Below are 22412 nucleotides of genomic sequence, written 5' to 3'. Positions count from 1 at the left end.
CTAATCGCGGCCACCGACAGGAACCGCTGACGTTCACGGTGTGGTGTCGATCCGGTAGACGCGCACCGCGTTGTCCCGGAAGACCTTCCGCAGGTCGGCGGCCGAGGCGCCCGCGTCGGTGAGTCCGGTCGCCACGGTCTCGACGGCGCCGGTGAGGCTGGTGATCGGCCGGTCGATCGGGAAGTTGGAGCCCCAGATCAGCCGGTCGGCGCCGAAGACTTCCAGGGCGTGCGCCAGCAGCGGACCGGTCCGCTCGACCAGCCGCGGCACCGGGGTCGGGGTGCCACGGGGCGGCACCGGGTGACCGAGCACCGGCATCATCAGCCCGCTCACCTTGGCCACCACGTTCGGCTGGGCGGCCAGGTCGGTGAGGTCATCGCGCCAGCGGTCCAGCAGCGCCTGCCGCTGCGCCGCGGTCCGGCCGGTGTGCTTGCCGACCGGGCCGAACAGCCCGGCCGGGGTGGCCAGGTGATCGAGCACGATCGGGACCTCGGGGAACCGCTCGGCCAGCGCCGTCACCTCGGGGAGCTGCCCCGAGTACACCCACGCCTCGAAGGAGAGCCCGCGCCGCGCCAGCTGCTCGAAGCCGTGTAGGAAGGCGGGCGCGGTGAGTGCGCCATCGTGCGCGGCGAAGGATTTCACCGCCGGGTCGGGATGGTGGGCGACCATCGTGCGGATGCCACGGAACAGCGGTGACGCGGTCTGGTGCGCGTCGAGCACGGCGCCGAACTCGACCGCGCCCGGATCGGCCGAGCCGATGATCGCGGCCAGCCCCGGCGTGTCCACGCCGAACGGCAGGCTCGCCACCCAGCGGGTCTCGTCCGGTTTCCAGCCCGTCCACTCGACCTCGATGTGCACGATCGACTCGACCGCCGTCGTTCCCGCGTCGGCGCGGTAGTCCGCCGGCAGATAGGGGCCCGAATACGCGGTCGGGTCGCCGACGAATTCGCGGTCGCGGCGCGGCGCCAGTTTCGCCGCCACATCGATCGGCACCGGCAGATAACGCAGGAGCTTGGCGAGCGTGCTGAAGGCGCGCGGCGTCGCGTGCGGATCCCACTGGTGGATGTGCGCATCGATGATGTCGAGGCCGGTCAGATCCATGCTGTGCGTCCCATCGCCGCCGAATTCTCCCGGCGATTGTCACACGCGCCGAACCGGTACGGGACTGTTCGTCGGACGCGGCGCGGGGAGAATTATCGCGACTCGGCGACCGCCCGGCGAGCGGCGGTGAATCGATAGTCGTCGAGGTCGAAGTGGCCGCTTCGCCAGGCCGATTCCACCGTCGAGGACGGCCGCAGCGGCACATCGCCGTGCGCGTCGAAGTAGTAGCTGTTGGCCAGTGCGCAACTGTCCTGCCAGAACACCTGGCCGCCCCGGCGGGCCAGCATCTCCCGGAAGAACCGATCGTTGGCCTCGGCGGTGACCTCGATCCGGGCGGTCCGCGTGCTGCGCGCGTGCCGCAGGCAGCGCAGGATGTGGCGGGTCTGATTCTCGATCAGCGTGAAATACGACGCGCCGTTGTATCCGTAGGGCCCGATGATCGAGAAGTAGTTGGGAAAGCCCGGCACACTCACGCCCTCATAGGCTTGCAGGCGGTTCTCGTCCCACCATTTCTCCAGGTCACGTCCGCCGACACCGTGCAGATCGTAGGTCGGCATATTGCCTGATTCCATGACCTTGAATCCGGTGGCCAGGATCAGGACGTCGGCGGCGTGCTCGACACCCGAGGCGGTGCGGACACCGGTGGCGGTGACCTCGGCGATGGCATCGGTTTCCAAGGTGACATTCGACCGGTTGAACGTCGCCAGGTAATCGTTGGAGAAACTCGGCCGCTTGCAGCCGAGCGCGTAGTTCGGGGTGAGCGCGGCCCGGACAGCGGGGTCTTTCACCTGACGTTTCAGATGCGCGAGCCCGGCGCGTTCGCCGAGCGCGGCGGTCGGGATCGAGTTGTAGTAGTGCGCGGCCAGCGGAAAGGTGAACTCGACATAGGTCTGGCTGACCAGCCGGGTCAAGGTCCGGCCGCCGGGGAGTTTCAGCGCCAGCCGGGCCGCGGTGGGCAGCGGCAGATCGGGGCGGGGCAGGCACCAGATGGGGGTGCGCTGGAAGACGGTCAGGTGCGCCACTTCCGGCGCGATCTCCGGAATCACCTGCACGGCCGACGCGCCGGTGCCGATGATCGCCACCCGTTTTCCACGCAGTTCCTGGCGATGATCCCAGCGTGAGGTGTGCATGGTGACGCCGGCGAAGTCCTCGATACCGGCGATATCGGGCAGTTTGGGGCGGGTGAGCACGCCGGTCGCGCTGATCACGTAGCGCGCCGACAGTTCGGTGCCGTCAGCGGTGCGCAGCACCCAGCGATCGCCGTCGGAGTCGAAATCGGCGGCCAGCACCGTCGTGCCGAACCGGATGCGCGGGCGCAGTGCGTACTTGTCGACGCACGATTCGGCATAGGCCTTGAGCTCGCGGCCCGGGGCGTACACCCGCGACCAGTCGGTGCGCTGCTCGAAGGAGAACTGATAGCTGAACGACGGGATGTCGACGGCCACACCGGGATAGGTGTTCCGATGCCAGGTGCCCCCGACGCCGTCGGCCTCGTCCACGATCAGGAAGTCGTCGAAGCCGGCCTTGCGCAGCTCGATGGCCGCGCCGATACCGGAGAACCCGGCGCCGACGATGATGATCTCGTGATCGATTCCGGTGGTCATACTGTCTCCTTCATCCGGACCGCCGAGCCGGGCAGCCGCCCGGCGCGGCGCAGGGTGCGCACGATGTGCCGGTCGTCGTCGGCGTAGACGATGGTGTCGACCCGGTGCTCGATACCGTCGACGGTACGCACACCCAGCGGTGCCAGGCGGGCGATCGGCCAGGTGACCAGCGCGCAGCCCGGCTGTCGCAGTGCGCGGTAGTAGCTGTTGTGCACGGTCAGGCCCGCGTCGTCGTCGGGGGTGAGGCGGTGCCGCAGCCATGAATCACGCACCTGTACACGAAGATTCGCCCGTGCGGCCGATCGCAGCAGCGGCTGCGGCGTCCGGCGCAGCAGTACGCCCGGCAGCGGGAGCCGGGGCAGGACCCACACCGCGTCGGTCTGGAACACCGTCACCCGGGCGGCCTCGGCGGCGATGCCGGGCAGCAGGCGCGCCGAGGCCGCACCGCTGCCGATGATCGCCACCCGCTCGCCGGTGAATTCGTGGCGCGGCCGGAACGCCGTGCAGTGCAGCTGACGGCCGGTGTAGGTGTCGGCGTGGGGCAGCGACGTCATTTCGCCACCGGTTCGTAGGTGAGTTCTTTCGTCCACGACGGCCGGTGCCCGAGGACCCGGGTCGGGAAGCGATCGATACAGGCGTTGGACACGTCGGCGAGCAACTGGAAGGGCTGTCGCCGGTGGATCGTCGCCTTTCCGTGCATCTTCACCACGTGATAGAGCGGCATCCGGCGGATGGCCGGGCTGCGTTCGCCGACGTTCTCGTAGCGGCGCACCGCCTGCCACAGCTTCTCCTCGTCGAGGCCGAGGGCGATGATGTTGGCCGACATCCGCGACAGCAGCGGCGCGTAGAGCAGCGCGCCGAGCAGCAGCGCGGGCCGGAGTGCGAAACCCGCTGTCTCGACGGCGATCTTGCGCATCGGGCCCGCGCCGAGCTGCTCGAGTACCTGGAACCCGACCGCGAGATGACGGGATTCGTCGTTGTTGATGTGCCGGAACACCTGATGACACACCGGATCCTCGACCTCGTCGAGCAGGAACTTCACCAGCGCGCCGTCCAGCGCCGTCTCCAGCGACGGGATGACCGTGCCGAGCACCGGCAGGCTCATACCCTCGGCGTAGCGGTCCAGCCAGCTGATCACCAGGCGGATGTTCTTGTTGGGCACCGGCATCGCGTCACCGTCGAGCATGCCCCAGCGCCGCATCAGCGCGAGCTCGGCATTGGCGTGCTTCTGTTCCTCGGCGTGGAAGTGCCGGTAGATCTCGCGCAGCGCGCCGGGTGGCGCCTGCTGGACGAGGGCGGCGAAACCGCGGGCGCCGACATGTTCGATCCACACCAGATCGGCCATGAAGGTGGCCAGCCGGGGTCGCTGCTCGTCGGTGATCGTGTCGGCGCCCGGTGCGTCCCAATCGATGTCGGCGAGTGCCCACTGCCTGGCTTTGACGGTGGCGAGCATGTCCGGGTAGGTGAACGTCATCGCACGACCCGCTCCAGCAGGCCCGCCGAACGGGTGTAGGTGGTGGGCATCCAGCGTTTCGCCTGCCACAGCACCTTGGCTTCGAGCTGCGGGACGACGTACAGATCACCGCGATCGACGGCGTCGAGGGTGGTGCGGGCGATGGCGGCGGGCGGGCGTCCGGTCCAGCGCAGCAGCAGCTCGCCGAGGCGGTCCGCGGTCTCGTCGATGGGCGAATCCGCCTGCATGATCCCGGTTTTCACGCCGGTCGGGCACAGCACCGTGACGCTGACGCCGGTCCCGGCGAGCTCGGCGGCCATGGTCTCCGAGAGCGCGAGCACGCCCGCCTTGCTGACGTTGTAGGCCGCCATCCGCGGCGCGGCGCCGAAGGCGGCGGCCGAGGCGACATTGACCAGCGCGCCGCGCCCCGCCGCTCGCAACAGCGGCGCGAAGACATGGCAGCCGTGGATGACGCCCCAGAGGTTCACCCCGAGCGTGCGCTGCCAGTCCGCGAGGCTGAACTCACCGACCGGCGGACCACCCGCGCCGATGCCTGCATTGTTGATCACCACCGCCGGCGGCCCGCCGAACCAGTCTCCGGCGACCTCGGCCAGCGCGGTGACCTCCTCGATCGCGGTGACATCGCAGCGCGCCGGGATCGCCTTCCCGCCGGCTTCCTCGACCAGTTCGGCGGTCTCGGCGGCCCGGTCGGTATCGAGGTCCGAGCAGAGCACCCGGCCGCCGCGCCTGCCCAGTTCGACGGCGAAGGCGCGGCCGATGCCGCTGCCCGCGCCGGTGACGACGGCGTCGGCGCGTGTGGTTCGGCGCGGCCCACCGAAGGGAAAAAGTCGCATGGCAACTCCCGGTTCACCCGGTGCCGGTCCTCATCTGGTGGCGTCTGCCACCATTGGCCGCACCTGACACCAATTAGGCGCGTGGCGGAGTACTTTGTCAACCATGGATGTGCGTGCACCGGCCCGGACCTGGGGTGGGCGAACCGCCGACGAGCGCAGGGCGCAGCGCCGCGAGGCCCTGGTGGCCGCGGCGCTGGAGATCTGGCTCGACAGCGGCTGGGCCGCGGTGACCATGCGCGGGGTCTGTCAGCGGGCCGGGCTCAACGACCGGTACTTCTACGAGAACTTCGCCGATCGCGACGAACTGCTCGGCGAGGTCTGGGACGAGGTCTGCGCCGAGGTGTTCGCCGATCTGGCCGCGGTCATCACCGAGAACAGCGACCGCACCCCGGTGCAGATCCTGCGCGCCGCGATCGCCCGCGCGGTCGCACTACAGGCCGACCAGCGCAGCCGGGCCCGGATCCTGCTGGCCGAGCACGCGGGCAGCGCCGTCCTCGAACTGCGGCGGCAGCGGATGCTCACCGACTCCACCGACATGATGGTCGCCGTCGCCTGGCCCTATCTGCGCCCCGGCGTCGACGAGACCGCGTTCCGGATGAGCACGCTGGCCGGAATAGGCGGCTTCATCGAGTTGCTCACCGCCTGGCGCACCGGCGTGCTCGACGTCGACGCCGACCGCATCGCCGAACACACCAGCATGATCGCGCTGCAACTCGGCGCGATGTTCCTGCCGCCGGAGCTCCTCGGCGGCTAGACCGTGCGCCGGTACTGCCCGCCGACAGCGAAGAACGCGTCGGTGACCTGCTGCAACGTGCACACCCGGGCGGCGTCCATCAGCACCTCGAAGATATTGCCGTCGGTGTGGGCGACCTCGGCCAGCCGGGCCAGCGCGCGATGGGACTGCTCGCTGTGCTCGTCGCGGAACTCGCGCAGCCGCTCCAGCTGGGACTGCCGTTCGGCCTCGGTGCCGCGGGCCAGTTCGATCGGGCCGTGGCCTGCGTCGTCCTCCCGGCCGCGGAAGGTGTTCACCCCGACGATCGGCAGCGAGCCGTCGTGTTTGCGCTGTTCGTAGCGCATGGACTCGTCCTGGATGCGGCCGCGCTGATAGCCGGTCTCCATCGCGCCGAGCACGCCACCGCGTTCGCTGATCCGCTCGAATTCGACCAGCACCGCCTCTTCGACCAGATCGGTGAGTTCGTCGACGACGAAACTGCCCTGGAGCGGATTCTCGTTCATCGCCAGGCCCCATTCCTTGGCGATGATCAGCTGAATGGCCAGCGCGCGGCGTACCGAATCCTCGGTGGGCGTGGTGACGGCTTCGTCGAAAGCGTTGGTGTGCAAGCTGTTGCAGTTGTCGTAGACCGCGATCAGCGCTTGCAGCGTGGTGCGGATATCGTTGAACTGCATTTCCTGCGCGTGCAGGGAACGGCCCGAGGTCTGCACGTGGTACTTCAGTTTCTGCGAGCGTTCGCCCGCGCCGTAGCGGTCGCGCAGCGCCACCGCCCAGATCCGGCGGGCGACCCGGCCGATCACGGTGTATTCCGGATCCATGCCGTTGGAGAAGAAGAACGACAGGTTGGGGGCGAAATCGTCGATCGCCAGGCCGCGCGCGAGATAGGTCTCCACATAGGTGAATCCGTTGGCGAGGGTGAAGGCGAGCTGGCTGATCGGGTTCGCGCCCGCCTCGGCAATGTGATAGCCGGAAATGGACACCGAATAGAAATTGCGCACATTGTTGCGCACGAACCATTCCTGCACATCGGCCATCATCCGCAGGCTGAATTCGGTGGAGAACAGGCAGGTGTTCTGGCCCTGGTCCTCCTTGAGAATGTCGGCCTGCACAGTGCCGCGCACCGTCGACAGCGTGCGCGCGCGGAGCTCGGCGGCCTCCTGCGGTGTCGGTTCCCGGCCTTCGGCCGTGGTGAATCGCGCCAGCGACTGGTCGATCGCGGTATTGAGGAAGAAGGCCAGAATGGTCGGGGCCGGGCCGTTGATGGTCATCGAGACCGAGGTGGTGGGCGCGCCCAGATCGAAACCGTCGAAGAGTGTGCGCATGTCCTCGATGGTCGCCACCGAGACACCCGAGGTGCCGACCTTGCCGTAGATGTCGGGACGTTCGGCCGGGTCGTGGCCGTAGAGGGTGACCGAGTCGAACGCGGTGGACAGCCGGGTCGCCTCGGCGTGCGCGCTGAGCACCTTGAACCGGCGGTTGGTGCGGGCCGGGTCGCCCTCACCGGCGAACATGCGCGCCGGGTCCTCGTTGTCGCGCTTGAACGCGAAGACACCCGCGGTGAACGGGAACAGGCCGGGCAGGTTCTCCGAGCGCAGGAAGCGCAGCAGTTCGCCGTGGTCGGTGAAACGCGGCAGCGCGACGCGGGGAATGCTGGAGCCGGACAGGGATTCGCGGCGCAGCGGGGTGCGTGATTCCCGGTCGCGCACCCGTACCACCTGCTCCTCGCCCCGGTAGCTCTCGGCGAGGGCGGGCCAGTCGGCCAGCAGCGCGGTCGATTCGGGCGAGAGCGTCGCGCGGGCACCGTCGAGCAGTTCGGCGACGGCGGTGTCGTCGGGCAGTTCCTCGTGGACCAGGCTCAAGCGCTGAATGCGCTGGGCCGCCGCTGATTCCGTGGCGGTGGTGGCGTGGTAGGCGCGCACCGTCTCGGCGATCTCGGTCAGGTAGCGGACCCGCGCGGGCGGCACCAGCTGGGCGAACCGGGTGGACACCTTCGTCTCGACCCGCGGCAGCGCACCGGGCTCCACCACGAGTCCGTGTTTGGTGAGCAGCCCCGTCAGGTGCTGGTAGAGAGCGGTGACGCCGTCGTCGTCGAAGGTGGCCGCGCTGGTGCCGAAGACCGGCATATCGGCGGGGGTGGCGCCGAATTCGGCACGGTTGCGGATCAATTGACGCGCCACATCACGCACCGCATCGGCCGCGCCCCGGCGTTCGTACTTGTTGACCGCGACCACATCGGCGTAATCGAGCATGTCGATCTTCTCGAGCTGGGAGGCGGCGCCGAACTCCGGCGTCATCACATACAGCGCCACGTCGACATGATCGACGATGCCCGCGTCGCCCTGGCCGATGCCCGGGGTCTCCAGGATCACCAGGTCGTAGCCCGCCGCACGGCAGGCCGCGATCATGGTGTCGATATCGTCGGGCAGTTCGTGATTGCCGCGGGTGGCCAGCGAACGGAAGTACACGTGCTCGCCGTCGAGGGCGTTCATCCTGATCCGGTCACCCAGCAGCGCACCGCCCGCGCGCCGGCGCGTCGGATCGACCGCGAGCACCGCGACGCGCAGCTTGTCCTGCTGGTCGGTGCGCAGCCTGCGCACCAATTCGTCGGTGAGCGAGGATTTTCCGGAGCCGCCGGTGCCGGTGATCCCGAGCACGGGGACCCGCCGCTTGCCAGCGGCGGCCAGGATCGCGGTGCGGCCGGCTGCGGGCAGCGCGCCCTGTTGCAGGGCGGTGATGGTGCGCGCCAGAGTGATCCGGTCGCCGGTGTAGAGCGCGTCGAGGTCGACGGTGGTGGCGGCCGGGTCGGTGTCGCAGTCGCGGATCAGCTCGTTGATCATGCCGGGCAGACCGAGGCGCTGACCGTCCTCGGGGGAGAAGATCCGCACCCCGCTGCGGGCGAGCCGCTCGATCTCCTCGGCGACGATCACACCGCCGCCACCGCCGTAGATCCGCACATTCCCCGTACCCGCCTCGCGCAGGGTCGTGGCCAGGTACTCGAAGAACTCGATGTGCCCGCCCTGATACGAGCTGACCGCGACACCCTGCACGTCCTCCTCGAGCACCGCGTCGACGATCTCGCGGACCGAGCGGTTGTGGCCGAGATGGATCACCTCGGCGCCCTGGCTCTGCAGGATGCGCCGCATGATGTTGATCGCGGCGTCATGGCCGTCGAACAGTGCCGCCGACGTCACGAACCGCACCGGATGGACAGGAACATGCAGTGCGCTTGGCTCGTCCATGGCTTCCTCCGATTGCCGCAGCCGATTTATCGCACGCCCGATACTCGGACATCAAACTAATTCTAGTGTGAAAGACGTCACCGTGCCGCGAAACGCTCCGCACCGGATACGACGGGATTGTCGACCCGGCTCGACATACTCGACGGATGGTTCGCGAGCACAGGGTGGGTGTGGCGCTGGAGCGGCTGGTCGCGGCGGGGGTGATCAGTGCCGGACAGCGGCGGGCGGTGCTGCGCGCGGTGGACGAGGCCGACCACGCCGCCCGCGCGTCCACCGGCCGGATGCTCGCGGAGATCGTCGCCTATCTCGGCGCCGGGCTGGTCGCGGCGGGTCTGGCATTGTTCCTCGGCCGGGCCTGGAGCGATGTCGCGCAATCGGGGCGGGTGGTGCTGCTGGTGGTGGTCGCGGGCTGCGCGGCCGGCGGCGCGATCGTGCTGGCCGGCGGATGTCGCGGGGTGTTCCGGCGGGTGCCGATCGCCTCGGCGGGACGCACCAGACTGGCCGCGGTGCTGCTGGTACTCGCTGCCTGCGCGACGACCGGGGCCGTGCGCACCGCCTTCGGCGAGCATGGTGGCGACAGCGCCGCCGTGTTCGCGGGACTGGTGGTCGCGGTGCTCGGGTACCTGCTGGTGCCGAGCGTGCTGGGGATGATCGCGATGGCGGGGTTCGGGGTGGCGGGCATCATCGAATCGACCTCGGTCAGCCGATCGCCGTGGCAGGGAATCCTGCTGCTGGTGTTCGGCGCGGTGTGGTTCGGGTTCGCGTGGGCGCGGCTGCTGGTCGCCGACTGGGCGGCCTACCTGCTCGGCGGGGTGATCGCGGTACTCGGCGCGCAGTCGGTGACCTACGGCGACTCGTGGTGGCCGCCGGTGCTCACCGGTCTGATCGGGCTGGCGTGCCTGGGCGTGTACGCGATCCGGCGCGAACCGGTGCTGGTGCTGGGTGGGGCCGCGACGGTGGCGGTCGCGGTCGGCCAGCTCGTCACCGACCACACCGCGGGCGGCCCGGCGGCCGCGAGCCTGGTGCTGGCGGTCGGCGCGGTGGTGCTGACGATCGGGCTGGTCGTGCTGGTCCTGCGCCCCGGCTGAGGCCTCAGCGCAGCAGCGTCATCTCCTGGGCGCGGATCGTGCGGAAGAAACGCGGGCCGACATCGGTGCCGTCGTGGTTGTAGCTGTCGATGATCTCGGCCAGTTCGTCGGCGAGGCCGCGCAGCTCCCCGGTCGCGGTGGTGCGGTCGAACTCGTCGGCCTCCCAGCCCCAGCCCGGCGGGATGTGGTCGATGGTGACCACGATCTGATCGGCGAACGGCGTACTCACCGACACGGTGACCTCGGCGGGCGCGGCGGCCAGCGGACTGTGCACCCGCAGCTCGCCCGGCCCGCCCGCGAGGGCGAACATCCGCGCGAAGGTGATGTCCTCACGCACCGACTCGACGATCGACTCGGTGCTGGCATGACGGCCCGGCCGGTCGTGCCGCGCGCCGTAGACCCGATCCGAGGCGCCTGCCGCGGCGGCCGCACCCGGTGATTTCCGCAGGATCCGGTCGAGCATGCGCTGTGCGGTGGCCCGCTCGCCCGCGCCGGTGTTCTCGTGGTCGATGAGTGCCCGCAGGCGGCTGATCCGCACGAAGTGGTCGGTGCCCATGACCCGATTGTGCCGCAGCTCGGTATCGTCACCCCCATCCGTGACCACTGAGGACAAGAGGGTGTCGTGACCGAATTCGAGACGATTCTGCTGGAGCGCAAGGGCGGCAGCGAGGGCAAAGGCGGGGTCGGCTGGATCACGCTGAACCGGCCCAAGGCGCTCAACGCCCTCAATGCGCAGGTCCTCGACGACGTCATCGCCGCGCTGGACGAGCTCGAAGCCGACGACTCCATCGGCGCGGTGGTGATCACCGGCTCGGCGAAGGCGTTCGCGGCGGGCGCCGACATCAAGGAGATGGCGCCCAAGTCGTACATGGACATGTACCTGTCCGATTTCTTCGCCCGCTGGGACCGCCTGGCCAACTTCCGCAAGCCCACCATCGCCGCGGTCGCCGGCTACGCCCTCGGCGGCGGCTGCGAACTGGCGATGCTGTGCGACATCCTCATCGCCGCCGACACCGCCAAGTTCGGCCAGCCCGAGATCAAGCTCGGCGTCATCCCCGGCATCGGCGGTTCGCAGCGGCTGACCCGCGCGGTCGGCAAGGCCAAGGCGATGGACCTCGTCCTGACCGGCCGCAATATGGACGCCGAGGAAGCCGAACGGGCCGGTCTGGTCTCGCGCATCGTGCCCGCCGACCAGCTGCTCGACACCGCGCTCGAGACGGCGCAGACCATCGCCTCGATGTCGCTGCCGGTGGCGATGATCGCCAAGGAAGCGGTGAACCGCTCGTTCGAGACCACCCTCGCCGAGGGCCTGCTGTTCGAGCGCCGGGTGTTCCACTCGCTGTTCGCCACCGACGATCAGAAGGAAGGCATGGCCGCCTTCGTCGAGAAGCGCGCGCCGAACTTCACCAACAGCTAGGGCTGTTCCACCCGGAGAAAACCCTTGTTGAACTGCGCTGTCGTCGGCGCGGTGCCCTGCTCGGGTGACCGCGCCGGCGCGGTGTCGGTGCCGAGCAATCCGGCCACCGCGCCGCCGAGGGTGGCCGTCACCGCGACCGCGGCGAGCAGCGTGCGCCGGGCCGGCCGCTGCTCGGCGGTAGGGGCCGCCACCGCGGCGCCCGCGCGCAGCCGGGTCATCCGCAGCCGGGCCGAGGGGCGCCGGGCAGCCAGCAGCACCGCTCCGCGCGCCGAGACGTACTCCGGTTCGGGGTCGTAGACGACCGGCAGCCCGGCCAGCCCGGCCAGATCCGCGCGCAGGGTGGGATTGCGGGTGCAGCCACCCAGCAGCACCAGCGCGCCGGGACGCACACCGGTCTCCTCGATCACCTGCCGCACGAAACTCGCCGAATGCCGCAGTCCCTCGCCACACAGGCCGGCCAGGTCGCTGCGGGTCAGCACCGCGCGCTCACCGGTGCCCGCGTCGGTGGCGGTGACCACCCTGGCCTGGCTCAGCGACTCGCGATGCGCGCGGCTGGTGCGCGCGTCGGCCGCGACACCGCCGCGCGCCAGCTGCCAGCGCAGCAGATTGTCGTAGCCGTCGCCGCTGAGCACGGTGCTGCGCCTGCTCGCCAGAATGGTGTCGGTGCGGCAGTCGGCGTGGGTGATGGTCAGGCCCGAGCAGCCCAGGTCGTAGAGGATCACCGAATCGGTGGCGGGCAGCAGGCCGGTGAAGCGCAGGTAGCGCAGTTGCGCCAGCGGTTCGTCGACGATCGCCAGGGACTGGCCCGCGGCCGCGCGCACGGCGTCGGCGTGCAGTTCGCTGCGGCAGGTGACCACGGTGTCGGTGACGCATTCGTCGCGCGCGATGGCGGCCACCCGCATCCGGCGTACCGCCGTGAGCACCGATTCCGCGACCGAGGCGCCCGGCCTGCGCGGCACCCGCACCCGGTCCAGCGGCGGCAGGTGGGGTTGATCGGAGTGGGTGAGCACAGCACGAGCACCGCCCGCACCCGCCGATACCCCCAGGACCAGCACCATGGGCTCCATGGTGGCCGGTTTTCGGCTAGCTGCCAAGGGCGTCGCGCGGAGATTCTTCGTTCGGGCGCCAGGTCGCGTGGAATGCGAGGTTTTCCGGGTCGGCGGTGTCGAAGTCGCCCGCGTCGTGCCGGAACTGCGCCAGCAGCCCGAGCAGTTCGCGGCCGCGCTCGGGTGGCAGCCCGGGTTCGGCGAACACCTGGGCGTTGAGCGCCTCGGTCGCCGCGGCCACCGATTCCCTTCCCGCGTCGGTGATCTCGATGAGCGTCGCGCGGCGATCGGTGGGGTGCGGTACCCGGTTCACCAGGCCTGCGGCCTCGAGCCGGTCGACGGTGTTGGTCACGCTGGTCGGATGCACCTGTAATCGGGCGCTGGCCTTGGCCATCGGCAGCGCGCCGGTCTTGCTGAAACTGAGCAATTGCAGCAGCTCATAGCGGGAGAAGGTGAGTCCGGAGGGCTTGAGCGCCACGTCGACGCGCGCCATCACGATCTGCTGTGCCCGGACCAGCGAGGTCACCAGGGCCATCCCGTCGGCCACCGAGCCCCAGCCGTGCTCGATCCACTGTCGATACGCCTCGGCGATGGGGTCCTGGGAAAGCGGTCCGGGTCGTGACATGATTCCGATCATTTCACGATCGGGACCGCTTTCCCCCGCCTCGCCATTGATAGTGCCGATCCCGCTGCCGCCGGACCAGAGTTGCGATCACGGTGATCGGAACTCAGCGCAATCCGGCCTCGGCCAGCAGTCGCAGCGCCGTGCCGGGGTCGAGCCGGGCGGGATCGATCGGCGGCGTGGCCGGGGGCGGGGCGCCGCCGGTATTCGCGGCGAGAATCTGCGCGGCCTGCTCGCTGGTGAGAAAGGCGAGGAATTTCTGTGCGGCGTCGTGTTTCTCGCTCGCGGCGAGCACGGCCGCACCGGACACGCTGACGAAAGCGCCGGGATCCTGACCGGAAAAGTAGTGCAGCGCGGTATTTCCGTGGCTTTCCCCGGCGCGATACCAGGCGTCGTCGAAGATCAGACCGGTCGCGGGGGTGTTCGCGGCGACGGCCTCAACGGTGGCCGCGGTATTCGGCGCGCCGACGGCGTTCGCCCGCACACCCCGCAGCCACGCGCGGGTGACATCCTCGCCGCGCAGCGCGAGCAGACCGGTCACGATCGCCTGGAAGTCGGAGCTCGCGGTGGCCGCACCCCAGCGGCCCTGCCACGCGGGCTGCGCGAGGTCGAGCAGCGAGGCGGGGAGTCCGGCGGGCCGGACCTGGTCGGTGTCGTAGACGAAAGCTGTTGCCCGCGAGGCGACTCCGACCCAGTTCGCGGGCGATCGGTACCGGCTCGGCACCTGATCCAGGGTCGCCTGGTCGACCTCGGTGAGCAGTCCGGCCCGCGCGACGAGGGTCATCGCCGGGGTGTTCGCGGTGAGAAAGGCGTCGGCGGGGGAGTCGGCGCCCTCGGCGAGCAACCGGTTGCCCAGCCCGATATCGCCGCCGTGCCGCACCACGACCTCGATTCCGGTCTCCTCGGTGAACGCGGCCACCCACTCCGCGACGAGCGTGGCGTCCTGGCCGCTGTAGACGGTGATCTGGTCACCGTGCCCCGGCGACGACCCGCAGGCGCCCGCCCCGAACACCGCGACAGCCACCACCGTCAACCCGGCCAGCACTCTTCTGCCGCGCGAGGTCATCACGTCCTTCCCGCCCGAGGTCCCGCTGAGCAAAATACCTCGCGTGATGCGGGCCGGACCCGGGAATGCCAGGCGCACTTCGGTGTTGGATCAGTGTTTGGCGGCCGGTGCCGAGCAGATCTTCCAGGTGCCGTCTTCCTTGGCCAGATGTTCCTCGGTGCTGCTCTCGGTATTGGGCTCCTCGCCTTCCACCGAGAGGGTGAGCTGGCCGGTCACGGTGGCCTGGGCGGTGTCGCCGGTGATGACGATGTCCTCGACGTCGTCGATGGTCACCTGCACGGTGGCCGCGTCGAACTGCTCACGCTGTTCGGGGGTGAGGTTGTCGATCTCGGTGCGGTCGGCGGCGCAGGCCAGGGCCGCGGCGGCGATGAAGCCCTCGGAATCCAGCGTGTCGTAGAAATCGCGGATCGCGACCTCGATTTTCTTCTCGTCCGAGGACAGCGGCGTCCGGCCCTGCAGGGTGAGCACGACCCCGGCGACCACCACACCGACGACGACCAGTGCGAGCACCCCGAGCCCGACGAACAATCCGGTCCGCTTCTTCTTCGGCGGCTGCGGCGGGAACACATCCGGCCCACCGGGGACAGGATTCGCGCCCGGCCCGAACCCGGCGTGCGGATATCCCGGCGGCCCGGAAGGAATGTTCGGTGGCTGCTGTCCCTCGGGGGGATTGGTCATGGCCCGCTCCTGATGTCATCGAGGGCCTGGCCCCCGCAACCGCTGTGGAACCGAACTCAAAGCAAACGAGGCCCCGACCGAACGGACGGGACCTCGAACTGCTGTGCCCTCGGCAGGATTCGAACCTGCGGCCTTCTGCTCCGGAGGCAGACGCTCTATCCCCTGAGCTACGAGGGCGGGATAGGTGCCGGTCGCTGTGCGGCGATCGGGCAGCGACAGCGTATCGCATGGAATGCGGTGCGCCAAAAACAGTGCCGGACCGGGAGGTTGACCCGGTCCGGCCGGTGGGTCAGTTCAGCGGCAGCGGGGTGACGCCGCGGGTGGCGAGCATGGTTGTCATCAGCGCGGATTCGCTGGCCTGTGCCTTGGCCATCTGCTCGGCCAGCAGGCGCACCGACGCCACCTCGGCGTGTTCGGCCGCGTATTCGGCCATCGGCGCGCCGCCCTGGTGGTGGCGCAGCATCAGCTGCAGGAACATGGTGTCCAGGGCCGGGCCGGTGGCCTGGCGCAGGGCGGTCATCTCCTCCTGGGAGGCCATGCCGGGCATCGATGTCATCGGGCCCGACATCTCGTGGGTGGCGGTGGCGCCGCCGTGCCCGTGCGCGCCGTCGCCGTGCTCGCTCATCCAGCCCATGTAACCGTCCACGTTCTGGTTGGGCTCGCCCCACAGCTGCAGCCAGGCCTGCATGCGGCCGATCTGGTTCTGCTGGGTGGTCAGGATGTCGTAGGCGAGCCTGCGCACGTCGTTGTCGGTGGAGGCGATCAGGGCGACGCCTGCCATGTCGACGGCCTGGGCGTGGTGGGCCGCCATGTCCTGGCTGAAACCGATGTCGACCGGGCCGGGCGCAGGTTCGTCGGCATTGTCGAGCGGCAGCCGCAGCAGCACCCCGGCCACCGCGCCGAGCAGTAGCAGCCCGATCGCGCCGAGGACGAGGATCGCCCCGGCCGGGCGGCGCGCGCCCGGCTCTGGAGTGGTCTGTTCGGGATCGACCGAACTCATCACTGACCCGCGGGCAGGCCGCCCGGCATCGGGATGGTCGGCACGCCGGGCGCACCGGCGCCGCCGAGCTCGGTCTGGTCCGGGGTCAGGCCCTCGCCGTCCATCGGCACCGCGTCGGGGCCGTAGGGCGAGGAGTCGAACGGCGGCGGGTTGTTGGCGTCGAAGATCGGGTTCGAGCAGCTCGCGCCGACCTCGGGGTAGGCGTACGGGTTCTCGCGCAGCGCGGAGATGAACTGCTTGATCCGCACGTCGTCGGCGGAATCGAGCTTGAGCTGGTGGCCCCACGACTGCAGCGAGATGGCCGAGTCCAGACCCGGGTACGGCGACATCAGGCTGAACTGGCGGCCCTTGACGAAGTTCGACAGCTTCTCGACACCGGCGGCGTCGACCTTGTCGGGGTTGTAGGCGATCCAGACCGCGCCGTGCTCGAGCGAGTGGACGGCGTTCTCCATCCGGATCGGCTTGGCGTAGACGGTGCCGGTGCAGTTGGCCCAGGCGCCGTCGTGCGGGCCGCCGAAGGCCGGGGACTTGTCATAGGCCACCCGCTGCTCGGCGCTGACGTGCAGACCGGCCGGGTAGTCCTGCTTGACGACGCCCTCGATCTTGGCCGACGGGTCCTGGTTGTCCTTGGACGGCACCCATTCCTTGAGGTCGGTCTGCGCCTCGCGGATCGCGGCCTGGTCCAGGTACTTGGGCACCAGGCTGTAGGCCAGCAGGCCGATCAGCGCGATGATGGCGACACCAGCGCCGAGCAGCGCCCATGGCACCTCCCGCTTCTTGCCGGGAAGCTTTCCCTTGCCGGGTTTGCGGGACGGAGACGACTTCCCCGCGGCCCGGACGGCCTTGGCTGATGTGGCGCTGGTCCTGCTCGGCATCGCTCGTTGTGCTCTTTCGACGTGTGGATCGGGACGTTCGTACCGGGCGGTCGTGGTTGCGAGGCGCCCAGCCAATAGGATAGAGACTCGTGACTCCAGCTGACCTTGCAGATCTCCTTCGCACCACCGCCGCGAAGGTGCTTGTCGAACGTGGACTGGACTCGTCGGTCCTGCCCGAGCAGGTCACAGTGGAGCGTCCGCGCAACCCGGAACACGGCGACTATGCCACGAATGTAGCCATGCAGGTGGCCAAGCGGGTAGGAACCAATCCGCGTGAGCTGGCCGGCTGGCTGGCCGAGGCGCTCTCGGCCACCGACGGTATCGATGTGGCCGATGTCGCAGGTCCGGGCTTCCTGAACATCCGGCTGGCCGCCTCCGCGCAGGGCGCGATCGTCGCCCAGATCCTGGCCGCGGGCGAGCGGTTCGGCACCGGTGCCGCGCTGTCCGGCACGAAGATCAACCTCGAGTTCGTCTCCGCCAACCCGACCGGTCCGGTGCATCTCGGCGGTACCCGCTGGGCGGCCGTCGGTGACGCGCTCGGCCGCATCCTGGCCGCGCAGGGCGCCGAGGTCACCCGCGAGTACTACTTCAACGACCACGGCGCGCAGATCGACCGCTTCGCGAAGTCGCTGGTCGCGGCCGCGCTCGGCGAGCCGACCCCCGAGGACGGGTACGCGGGCGAATACATCCAGGAGATCAGCGCAGGCATCGTCGCCGCGCATCCCGACGCGCTCACCCTGCCCGCCGAACAGCGGCACGAGCTGTTCCGGCGTGAGGGCGTGCAGCAGATGTTCGCCCAGATCAAGCAGGATCTGCACGACTTCGGCACCGACTTCGACGTGTACTTCAACGAGAGCGAACTGTTCGCCTCCGGCGCCGTCGAGTCCGCCGTCGAGGAGCTCAAGAACTCCGGCAACCTGTACGAGAAGGACGGCGCCTGGTGGATCGCCTCCACCGAATACGGCGACGACAAGGACCGCGTGGTCCTCAAGAGCGACGGCAACGCCGCCTACATCGCCGGTGACATCGCCTACTTCCAGAACAAGCGCGCGCGTGGCTTCGACCTGGCCATCTACATGCTCGGCGCCGACCATCACGGCTACATCGGCCGGTTGAAGGCCGCCGCGGCCGCCTTCGGCGACAACCCCGACACCGTCGAGGTGCTGATCGGGCAGATGGTGAACCTGGTCCGTGACGGTCAGGCCGTGAAGATGAGCAAGCGCGCCGGCACCGTGGTGACGCTCAACGACCTGGTCGAGCAGATCGGCGTCGACGCGAGCCGCTACTCGCTGGTGCGGTCCTCGGTGAACTCGAGCATCGACATCGACCTGGACCTGTGGACCAAGGAAGGCAACGAGAACCCGGTCTACTACGTGCAGTACGCGCACTCGCGGACCAACAGCATCATCGGCAATGCCGCGCGCTTCGACGAGTTCGCCTCGGTCGCCCCCGACTTCGCGCTGCTGAACTCGGCCCGCGAAGGCGACCTGATCCGCACCCTCGGCGATTTCCCGCGCGTGGTCGCCACCGCCGCCGAGACCCGCGAACCGCACCGCATCGCCCGCTACCTCGAAGAACTGGCTGGGGTCTACCACCCCTTCCAGTCCGACGACGACATGCGCGTGCTGCCCAAGGGTGACGACGCCGTCACCCCGCTCAACGCCGCCCGGCTCGAACTGGTCAAGGCCACCCGCCAGGTGCTGGCCAACGGCCTCGCCCTGCTCGGCGTCAGCGCACCGGAGCGCATGTGAACACTTTCCAGGAAGGACGCACAACCGTGAGTGGTGCACACCCGGCCGGTCCCCGGCACGCAGAGATCCCGCACGCCCCGAGCCTGCCCGAGCGTCCGGCCGATCCCAGCGAGATGATCGACCTCCCGGCCAACGTGTGGCCGCGCAACGCCACCCGCGGCGACGACGGCGTGGTCCGGCTGGCCGGCGTACCGGTCACCGAGCTCGCCCAGCAGTACGGCACGCCGCTGTTCGTCATCGACGAGGACGATTTCCGCACCCGCTGCCGCGACATGGTGGCCGCCTTCGGCCCCAATGCCCGCGTGCACTACGCCTCCAAGGCGTTCCTGTGCGGTGAGATCGCGCGCTGGATCCGTGATGAGGGCCTGTCGCTGGACGTGTGCTCCGGCGGCGAGCTGGCCGTCGCGCTGCACGCCGGTTTCCCGGCCGAGCGCATCGCCCTGCACGGCAACAACAAGTCGGTGCCCGAGCTCGAGACCGCCGTCGCGGCAGGCGTCGGGCACGTGGTGGTCGACTCGCTCTACGAGATCGACCGGCTCGAGGCCGTCGCCGGTGCGGCGGGCGTGGTCCAGGACGTGCTGGTCCGGGTCACCGTCGGCGTCGAGGCGCACACCCACGAGTACATCTCCACCGCCCACGAGGACCAGAAGTTCGGCTTCTCGATCGCCGGTGGTGACGCGATGGAAGCGCTGGCCCGCGTCTTCGAGACCGACAACCTGCGCCTGGTCGGCCTGCACAGCCACATCGGCTCGCAGATCTTCGAGATCGACGGCTTCGAGATCGCCGCCCGCCGCATGCTCGGCCTGCTGCGCGAGGCCATCGACAAGTTCGGCATCGAGCGCACCGCGCAGATCGCCACCCTGGACCTGGGCGGTGGCCTCGGCATCTCCTACCTGCCCGCCGACAACCCGCCGCCGCTGGACGAGTTCGCCGCCAGCCTGCGTGAGCTGGTCGCCGCCGAGGCGACCCGCGCCGGGCTGCCCGAACCGACCATCGCCGTCGAGCCCGGTCGCGCCATCGCGGGCCCCGGTACCGTCACCCTCTACGAGGTCGGCACCATCAAGGACGTCGAGCTCGACGGGGGCGCGCGGCGCCGCTACGTCAGCGTGGACGGTGGAATGAGCGACAATATCCGCCCCGCGCTGTACCAGGCGGACTACGATTGCCGTCTGGTCTCGCGCACGTCCGAGGCGCACGCGGTGGTCGCGCGCGTGGTCGGAAAGCATTGCGAGAGCGGCGATATCGTCATCCGGGACACCTGGATGCCCGCCGATGTCGCCCCCGACGACCTGGTGGCCGTCGCGGCGACCGGCGCGTACTGCTATTCGATGTCGAGCCGCTACAACCAGCTCACCCGGCCCGCGGTGGTCGTGGTGCGCGACGGTGCGTCGCGACTGATACTGCGCCGGGAAACGGTGGCGGACCTGCTGAGCCTGGAGGTATGACAATGAGCGCGAACAACGGGGGCGCGGGGCGTCCGCTGGGTGTGGCCGTGCTCGGCATGGGCACGGTCGGTACCGAGGTCGTGCGCGTGCTGCGTGAACACGCCGAGGACCTGCGCTCGCGCGTCGGCGCGCCGCTGGTGCTGCGCGGCGTCGCCGTGCGCGACGTGAACAAGGACCGTGGGCTGCCCGCCGACCTGCTCACCACCGACGCCGCGGCGCTCGTCGCCCGCGACGACGTGGACCTGGTCGTCGAGGTCATGGGTGGCATCGACCCGGCCCGTGCGCTGATCGGCGCCGCGCTGACCGGCGGCAAGTCCGTCGTCACCGCCAACAAGGCACTGCTGGCCGACTACACCGGCGAACTCGCCGCCGCCGCCGAGCGTTCGCGCGCCGACCTGTACTTCGAGGCCGCCGTCGCCGGCGCCATCCCGGTGGTGCGCCCGCTGATCCAGTCGCTCTCCGGTGACCGGGTGAACCGGGTCGTCGGCATCGTCAACGGCACCACCAACTTCATCCTCTCCGCGATGGACGAGACCGGCGCCGCCTACGACGACGTGCTCGCCGAGGCCACCGAACTCGGATACGCCGAGGCCGACCCGACCGCCGACGTCGAGGGCTACGACGCCGCCGCCAAGGCCGCGATCCTGGCCTCGCTGGCCTTCCACACCCGGGTGACCGCGGCCGATGTGTACCGCGAGGGCATCACCGAGATCACCGCCGAGGACCTGGAGACCGCCTCGGCCGTTGGCTGCACGGTCAAGCTGCTCGCCATCTGCGAGCGGGTGTCCTCCGGTCCGGGTGAGCCCGGCTCCGACGAGGGCGGCAAGGACCGCGTCTCGGTGCGCGTCTACCCGGCGCTCATCCCGCGCAAGCACCCGCTGGCCTCGGTCAACGGCGCGTTCAACGCCGTCGTGGTGGAGGCCGACAACGCCGGTCGCCTGATGTTCTACGGTCAGGGCGCCGGTGGCGCGCCGACCGCCTCGGCCGTGCTCGGCGATCTGGTGATGGCCGCGCGGAACAAGTTCTACGGTGGCCGGGCCCCCGGCGAGTCGGTCTATGCTGAATTGCCGATCGCGCCGATCGGTGACACCCCCACCCGCTACCACGTGAACCTGCAGGTGGAGGATCGTCCCGGCGTGCTCGCCGCGGTGGCGGGGGAGTTCGCTCAGCACGGCGTGAGCATCTCCACCGTGCGTCAGCAGGGCCACGGCGACGGCGCCCGGCTCGTGGTGGTGACCCACCATGCGGTGGAGTCGTCGCTGGCCGATACTGTCGCGGCACTGGCCGACATGGACTCCGTCACCTCCGTGACCAGCGTTCTCAGACTGGAAGGCACTGAAGAATAATGAGCACCACTGGCATCGCCCCCCAGCTCGGCGTGCACTCGCGCTGGCCGGGCCTGATCGCGGCCTACCGCGACCGGCTGGCCGGTGCGGCCGAGTGGGAGCCGGTCACCCTGTTCGAGGGCGGTACCCCGCTGGTTCCCGCGACGCACCTGTCCGAGCTGACCGGATGCGAGGTGTACCTCAAGGTCGAGGGCGCCAATCCGACCGGTTCGTTCAAGGACCGTGGCATGACGATGGCGATGACCGACGCGAAGTACCGCGGCCAGAAGGCCGTGCTGTGCGCCTCCACCGGTAACACCTCGGCCTCGGCCGCCGCCTACGCCACCCGCGCGGGCATGGAGTGCGCGGTGCTGATCCCGCAGGGCAAGATCGCGATGGGCAAGCTGGCCCAGGCCGTGATGCTCGGCGCCAAGATCATCCAGGTCGAGGGCAACTTCGACGACTGTCTCGAGCTGGCCCGCAAGGTCACCTCGGACTTCCCCGAGGTCGGCCTGGTGAACTCGGTGAACCCGGCGCGGATCGAGGGCCAGAAGACCGCGTCGTTCGAGATCTGCGATGTGCTGGGCAAGGCGCCCGATGTGCACGTGCTGCCGGTGGGCAACGCGGGCAACATCACCGCCTACTGGCGTGGCTACCGCGAGTACCACGCCGACGGCGTCACCTCGGTGCTGCCGCGCATGCTCGGTGTGCAGGCCGCCGGTGCCGCGCCGCTGGTCAACGGTGCCCCGGTGAAGGATCCCGAGACCGTGGCCACCGCCATCCGGATCGGCGCCCCGGCGTCGTGGAACGGGGCGATGGAGGCCAAGGAGCAGTCCGGTGGCGCCTTCCGGGCGGCCACCGACTCCGAGATCCTGGCCGCGTACCGGCTGGTCGCCGCGACCGAGGGTGTCTTCGTCGAGCCCGCGTCGGCGGCGAGTGTGGCCGGTCTGCTGGCCGCCCGCCAGGAGGGCTGGCTGGATTCGGGCCTGACCGTGGTGTGCACGGTGACCGGCAACGGTCTCAAGGACCCCGACAACGCGCTGGCCGGGATGCCCGAGGTCAAGCCGATCGCTGTCGACCCGGTGGCGATCGCCCACGAACTCGAGCTGGCCTGA

At 69.8% G+C, this 22412-nt stretch carries 20 protein-coding genes and 1 tRNA gene; 7 read left to right on the top strand and 14 right to left on the bottom strand.

Going from position 1 to position 22412, the window contains the following annotated elements:
• Positions 1 to 33 precede the first annotated feature (33 nt).
• The 5 genes from ACFXK0_RS18610 to ACFXK0_RS18590 all read right to left on the bottom strand — a co-directional run bounded on the left by ACFXK0_RS18610 (position 34) and on the right by ACFXK0_RS18590 (position 5012).
• Positions 34 to 1101 carry an amidohydrolase family protein gene (locus tag ACFXK0_RS18610; RefSeq protein ID WP_379411659.1) on the bottom strand — a complete coding sequence of 356 codons (1068 nt, stop codon included), beginning with the start codon at positions 1099 to 1101 and terminating at the stop codon, positions 34 to 36.
• A gap of 92 nt (positions 1102 to 1193) precedes the next feature.
• Positions 1194 to 2705: a flavin-containing monooxygenase gene (locus ACFXK0_RS18605; RefSeq protein ID WP_379411658.1), complete on the bottom strand. Its 1512-nt coding sequence runs from the start codon at positions 2703 to 2705 to the stop codon at positions 1194 to 1196.
• The gene (locus tag ACFXK0_RS18600; protein WP_379411657.1) at positions 2702 to 3259 is read right to left on the bottom strand and encodes an NAD(P)/FAD-dependent oxidoreductase; all 558 of its coding nucleotides are present in this window, start codon (positions 3257 to 3259) and stop codon (positions 2702 to 2704) included. The genes ACFXK0_RS18605 and ACFXK0_RS18600 overlap by 4 nt, the downstream gene beginning before the upstream one ends.
• Positions 3256 to 4179, bottom strand: a complete 924-nt coding sequence (locus tag ACFXK0_RS18595) for a ferritin-like domain-containing protein (RefSeq protein WP_379411655.1) — start codon at positions 4177 to 4179, stop codon at positions 3256 to 3258. The genes ACFXK0_RS18600 and ACFXK0_RS18595 overlap by 4 nt, the downstream gene beginning before the upstream one ends.
• Positions 4176 to 5012, bottom strand: a complete 837-nt coding sequence (locus tag ACFXK0_RS18590) for an SDR family NAD(P)-dependent oxidoreductase (protein ID WP_379411654.1) — start codon at positions 5010 to 5012, stop codon at positions 4176 to 4178. The genes ACFXK0_RS18595 and ACFXK0_RS18590 overlap by 4 nt, the downstream gene beginning before the upstream one ends.
• Before the next feature lie 103 nt (positions 5013 to 5115).
• Between ACFXK0_RS18590 and ACFXK0_RS18585 the strand changes: the two genes are divergently transcribed.
• On the top strand, positions 5116 to 5766 hold the full coding sequence (locus ACFXK0_RS18585; RefSeq protein ID WP_379411652.1) for a TetR/AcrR family transcriptional regulator: 651 nt from the start codon (positions 5116 to 5118) through the stop codon (positions 5764 to 5766).
• Here the strand turns inward: ACFXK0_RS18585 and icmF are convergent.
• Positions 5763 to 8984, bottom strand: a complete 3222-nt coding sequence (icmF, locus tag ACFXK0_RS18580; RefSeq protein ID WP_379411651.1) for a fused isobutyryl-CoA mutase/GTPase IcmF — start codon at positions 8982 to 8984, stop codon at positions 5763 to 5765. The genes ACFXK0_RS18585 and icmF overlap by 4 nt on opposite strands.
• Positions 8985 to 9130: 146 nt before the next feature.
• On the opposite strand from icmF, the gene ACFXK0_RS18575 reads away from it, so the two are divergent.
• A complete protein-coding gene (locus tag ACFXK0_RS18575) occupies positions 9131 to 10072 on the top strand; it encodes a DUF2157 domain-containing protein (protein WP_379411649.1) in 942 nt (313 codons plus the stop codon).
• A gap of 4 nt (positions 10073 to 10076) precedes the next feature.
• On the opposite strand, the gene ACFXK0_RS18570 is transcribed toward ACFXK0_RS18575, so the two are convergent.
• A complete protein-coding gene (locus ACFXK0_RS18570) occupies positions 10077 to 10628 on the bottom strand; it encodes a hypothetical protein (RefSeq protein WP_379411647.1) in 552 nt (183 codons plus the stop codon).
• 66 nt (positions 10629 to 10694) lie between these two features.
• On the opposite strand from ACFXK0_RS18570, the gene ACFXK0_RS18565 reads away from it, so the two are divergent.
• Positions 10695 to 11489 carry an enoyl-CoA hydratase gene (locus tag ACFXK0_RS18565; RefSeq protein ID WP_379411646.1) on the top strand — a complete coding sequence of 265 codons (795 nt, stop codon included), beginning with the start codon at positions 10695 to 10697 and terminating at the stop codon, positions 11487 to 11489.
• Here ACFXK0_RS18565 and ACFXK0_RS18560 read toward each other — a convergent pair.
• From ACFXK0_RS18560 to ACFXK0_RS18530, 7 genes are all read right to left on the bottom strand, one after another.
• The gene (locus tag ACFXK0_RS18560) at positions 11486 to 12547 is read right to left on the bottom strand and encodes a hypothetical protein (RefSeq protein ID WP_379411644.1); all 1062 of its coding nucleotides are present in this window, start codon (positions 12545 to 12547) and stop codon (positions 11486 to 11488) included. The two genes, ACFXK0_RS18565 and ACFXK0_RS18560, sit on opposite strands and share 4 nt — an antisense overlap.
• Positions 12548 to 12572: 25 nt before the next feature.
• The gene (locus ACFXK0_RS18555; RefSeq protein ID WP_379411642.1) at positions 12573 to 13160 is read right to left on the bottom strand and encodes a MarR family winged helix-turn-helix transcriptional regulator; all 588 of its coding nucleotides are present in this window, start codon (positions 13158 to 13160) and stop codon (positions 12573 to 12575) included.
• A 103-nt stretch (positions 13161 to 13263) separates the two neighbouring features.
• Positions 13264 to 14223 (bottom strand): extracellular solute-binding protein, encoded by a 960-nt coding sequence (locus ACFXK0_RS18550; RefSeq protein WP_379411641.1) that lies wholly within the window; start codon positions 14221 to 14223, stop codon positions 13264 to 13266.
• A 90-nt stretch (positions 14224 to 14313) separates the two neighbouring features.
• Positions 14314 to 14901, bottom strand: coding sequence for a hypothetical protein (locus ACFXK0_RS18545; protein ID WP_379411639.1), 588 nt, complete (start codon positions 14899 to 14901; stop codon positions 14314 to 14316).
• Between the two features lie 104 nt (positions 14902 to 15005).
• Positions 15006 to 15078 (bottom strand) — tRNA-Arg (locus ACFXK0_RS18540).
• A gap of 112 nt (positions 15079 to 15190) precedes the next feature.
• Positions 15191 to 15901: a DUF305 domain-containing protein gene (locus ACFXK0_RS18535; protein ID WP_379411638.1), complete on the bottom strand. Its 711-nt coding sequence runs from the start codon at positions 15899 to 15901 to the stop codon at positions 15191 to 15193.
• Positions 15901 to 16776, bottom strand: a complete 876-nt coding sequence (locus ACFXK0_RS18530; protein WP_379411637.1) for a DUF3105 domain-containing protein — start codon at positions 16774 to 16776, stop codon at positions 15901 to 15903. Before ACFXK0_RS18530 ends, ACFXK0_RS18535 begins: the two co-directional genes overlap by 1 nt.
• A gap of 89 nt (positions 16777 to 16865) precedes the next feature.
• On the opposite strand from ACFXK0_RS18530, the gene argS reads away from it, so the two are divergent.
• Genes argS through thrC form a run of 4 tightly spaced genes read left to right on the top strand, consistent with a single transcriptional unit; the run spans position 16866 to position 22412 of the window.
• Positions 16866 to 18527 (top strand): arginine--tRNA ligase, encoded by a 1662-nt coding sequence (gene argS / locus ACFXK0_RS18525; protein ID WP_379411636.1) that lies wholly within the window; start codon positions 16866 to 16868, stop codon positions 18525 to 18527.
• A gap of 26 nt (positions 18528 to 18553) precedes the next feature.
• Positions 18554 to 19972 carry a diaminopimelate decarboxylase gene (gene lysA, locus ACFXK0_RS18520; protein WP_379411635.1) on the top strand — a complete coding sequence of 473 codons (1419 nt, stop codon included), beginning with the start codon at positions 18554 to 18556 and terminating at the stop codon, positions 19970 to 19972.
• 2 nt (positions 19973 to 19974) lie between these two features.
• Positions 19975 to 21318: a homoserine dehydrogenase gene (locus tag ACFXK0_RS18515; RefSeq protein WP_379411634.1), complete on the top strand. Its 1344-nt coding sequence runs from the start codon at positions 19975 to 19977 to the stop codon at positions 21316 to 21318.
• Positions 21318 to 22412 carry a threonine synthase gene (gene thrC / locus ACFXK0_RS18510; protein ID WP_379411633.1) on the top strand — a complete coding sequence of 365 codons (1095 nt, stop codon included), beginning with the start codon at positions 21318 to 21320 and terminating at the stop codon, positions 22410 to 22412. Before ACFXK0_RS18515 ends, thrC begins: the two co-directional genes overlap by 1 nt.

Origin of the sequence: Nocardia sp. NPDC059177, from assembly GCF_042755165.1 — a bacterium.
Classification (GTDB): domain Bacteria; phylum Actinomycetota; class Actinomycetes; order Mycobacteriales; family Mycobacteriaceae; genus Nocardia.
Note: the sequence above shows the minus strand (reverse complement) of the source record. Positions and strands in the feature narration are given on the sequence as shown.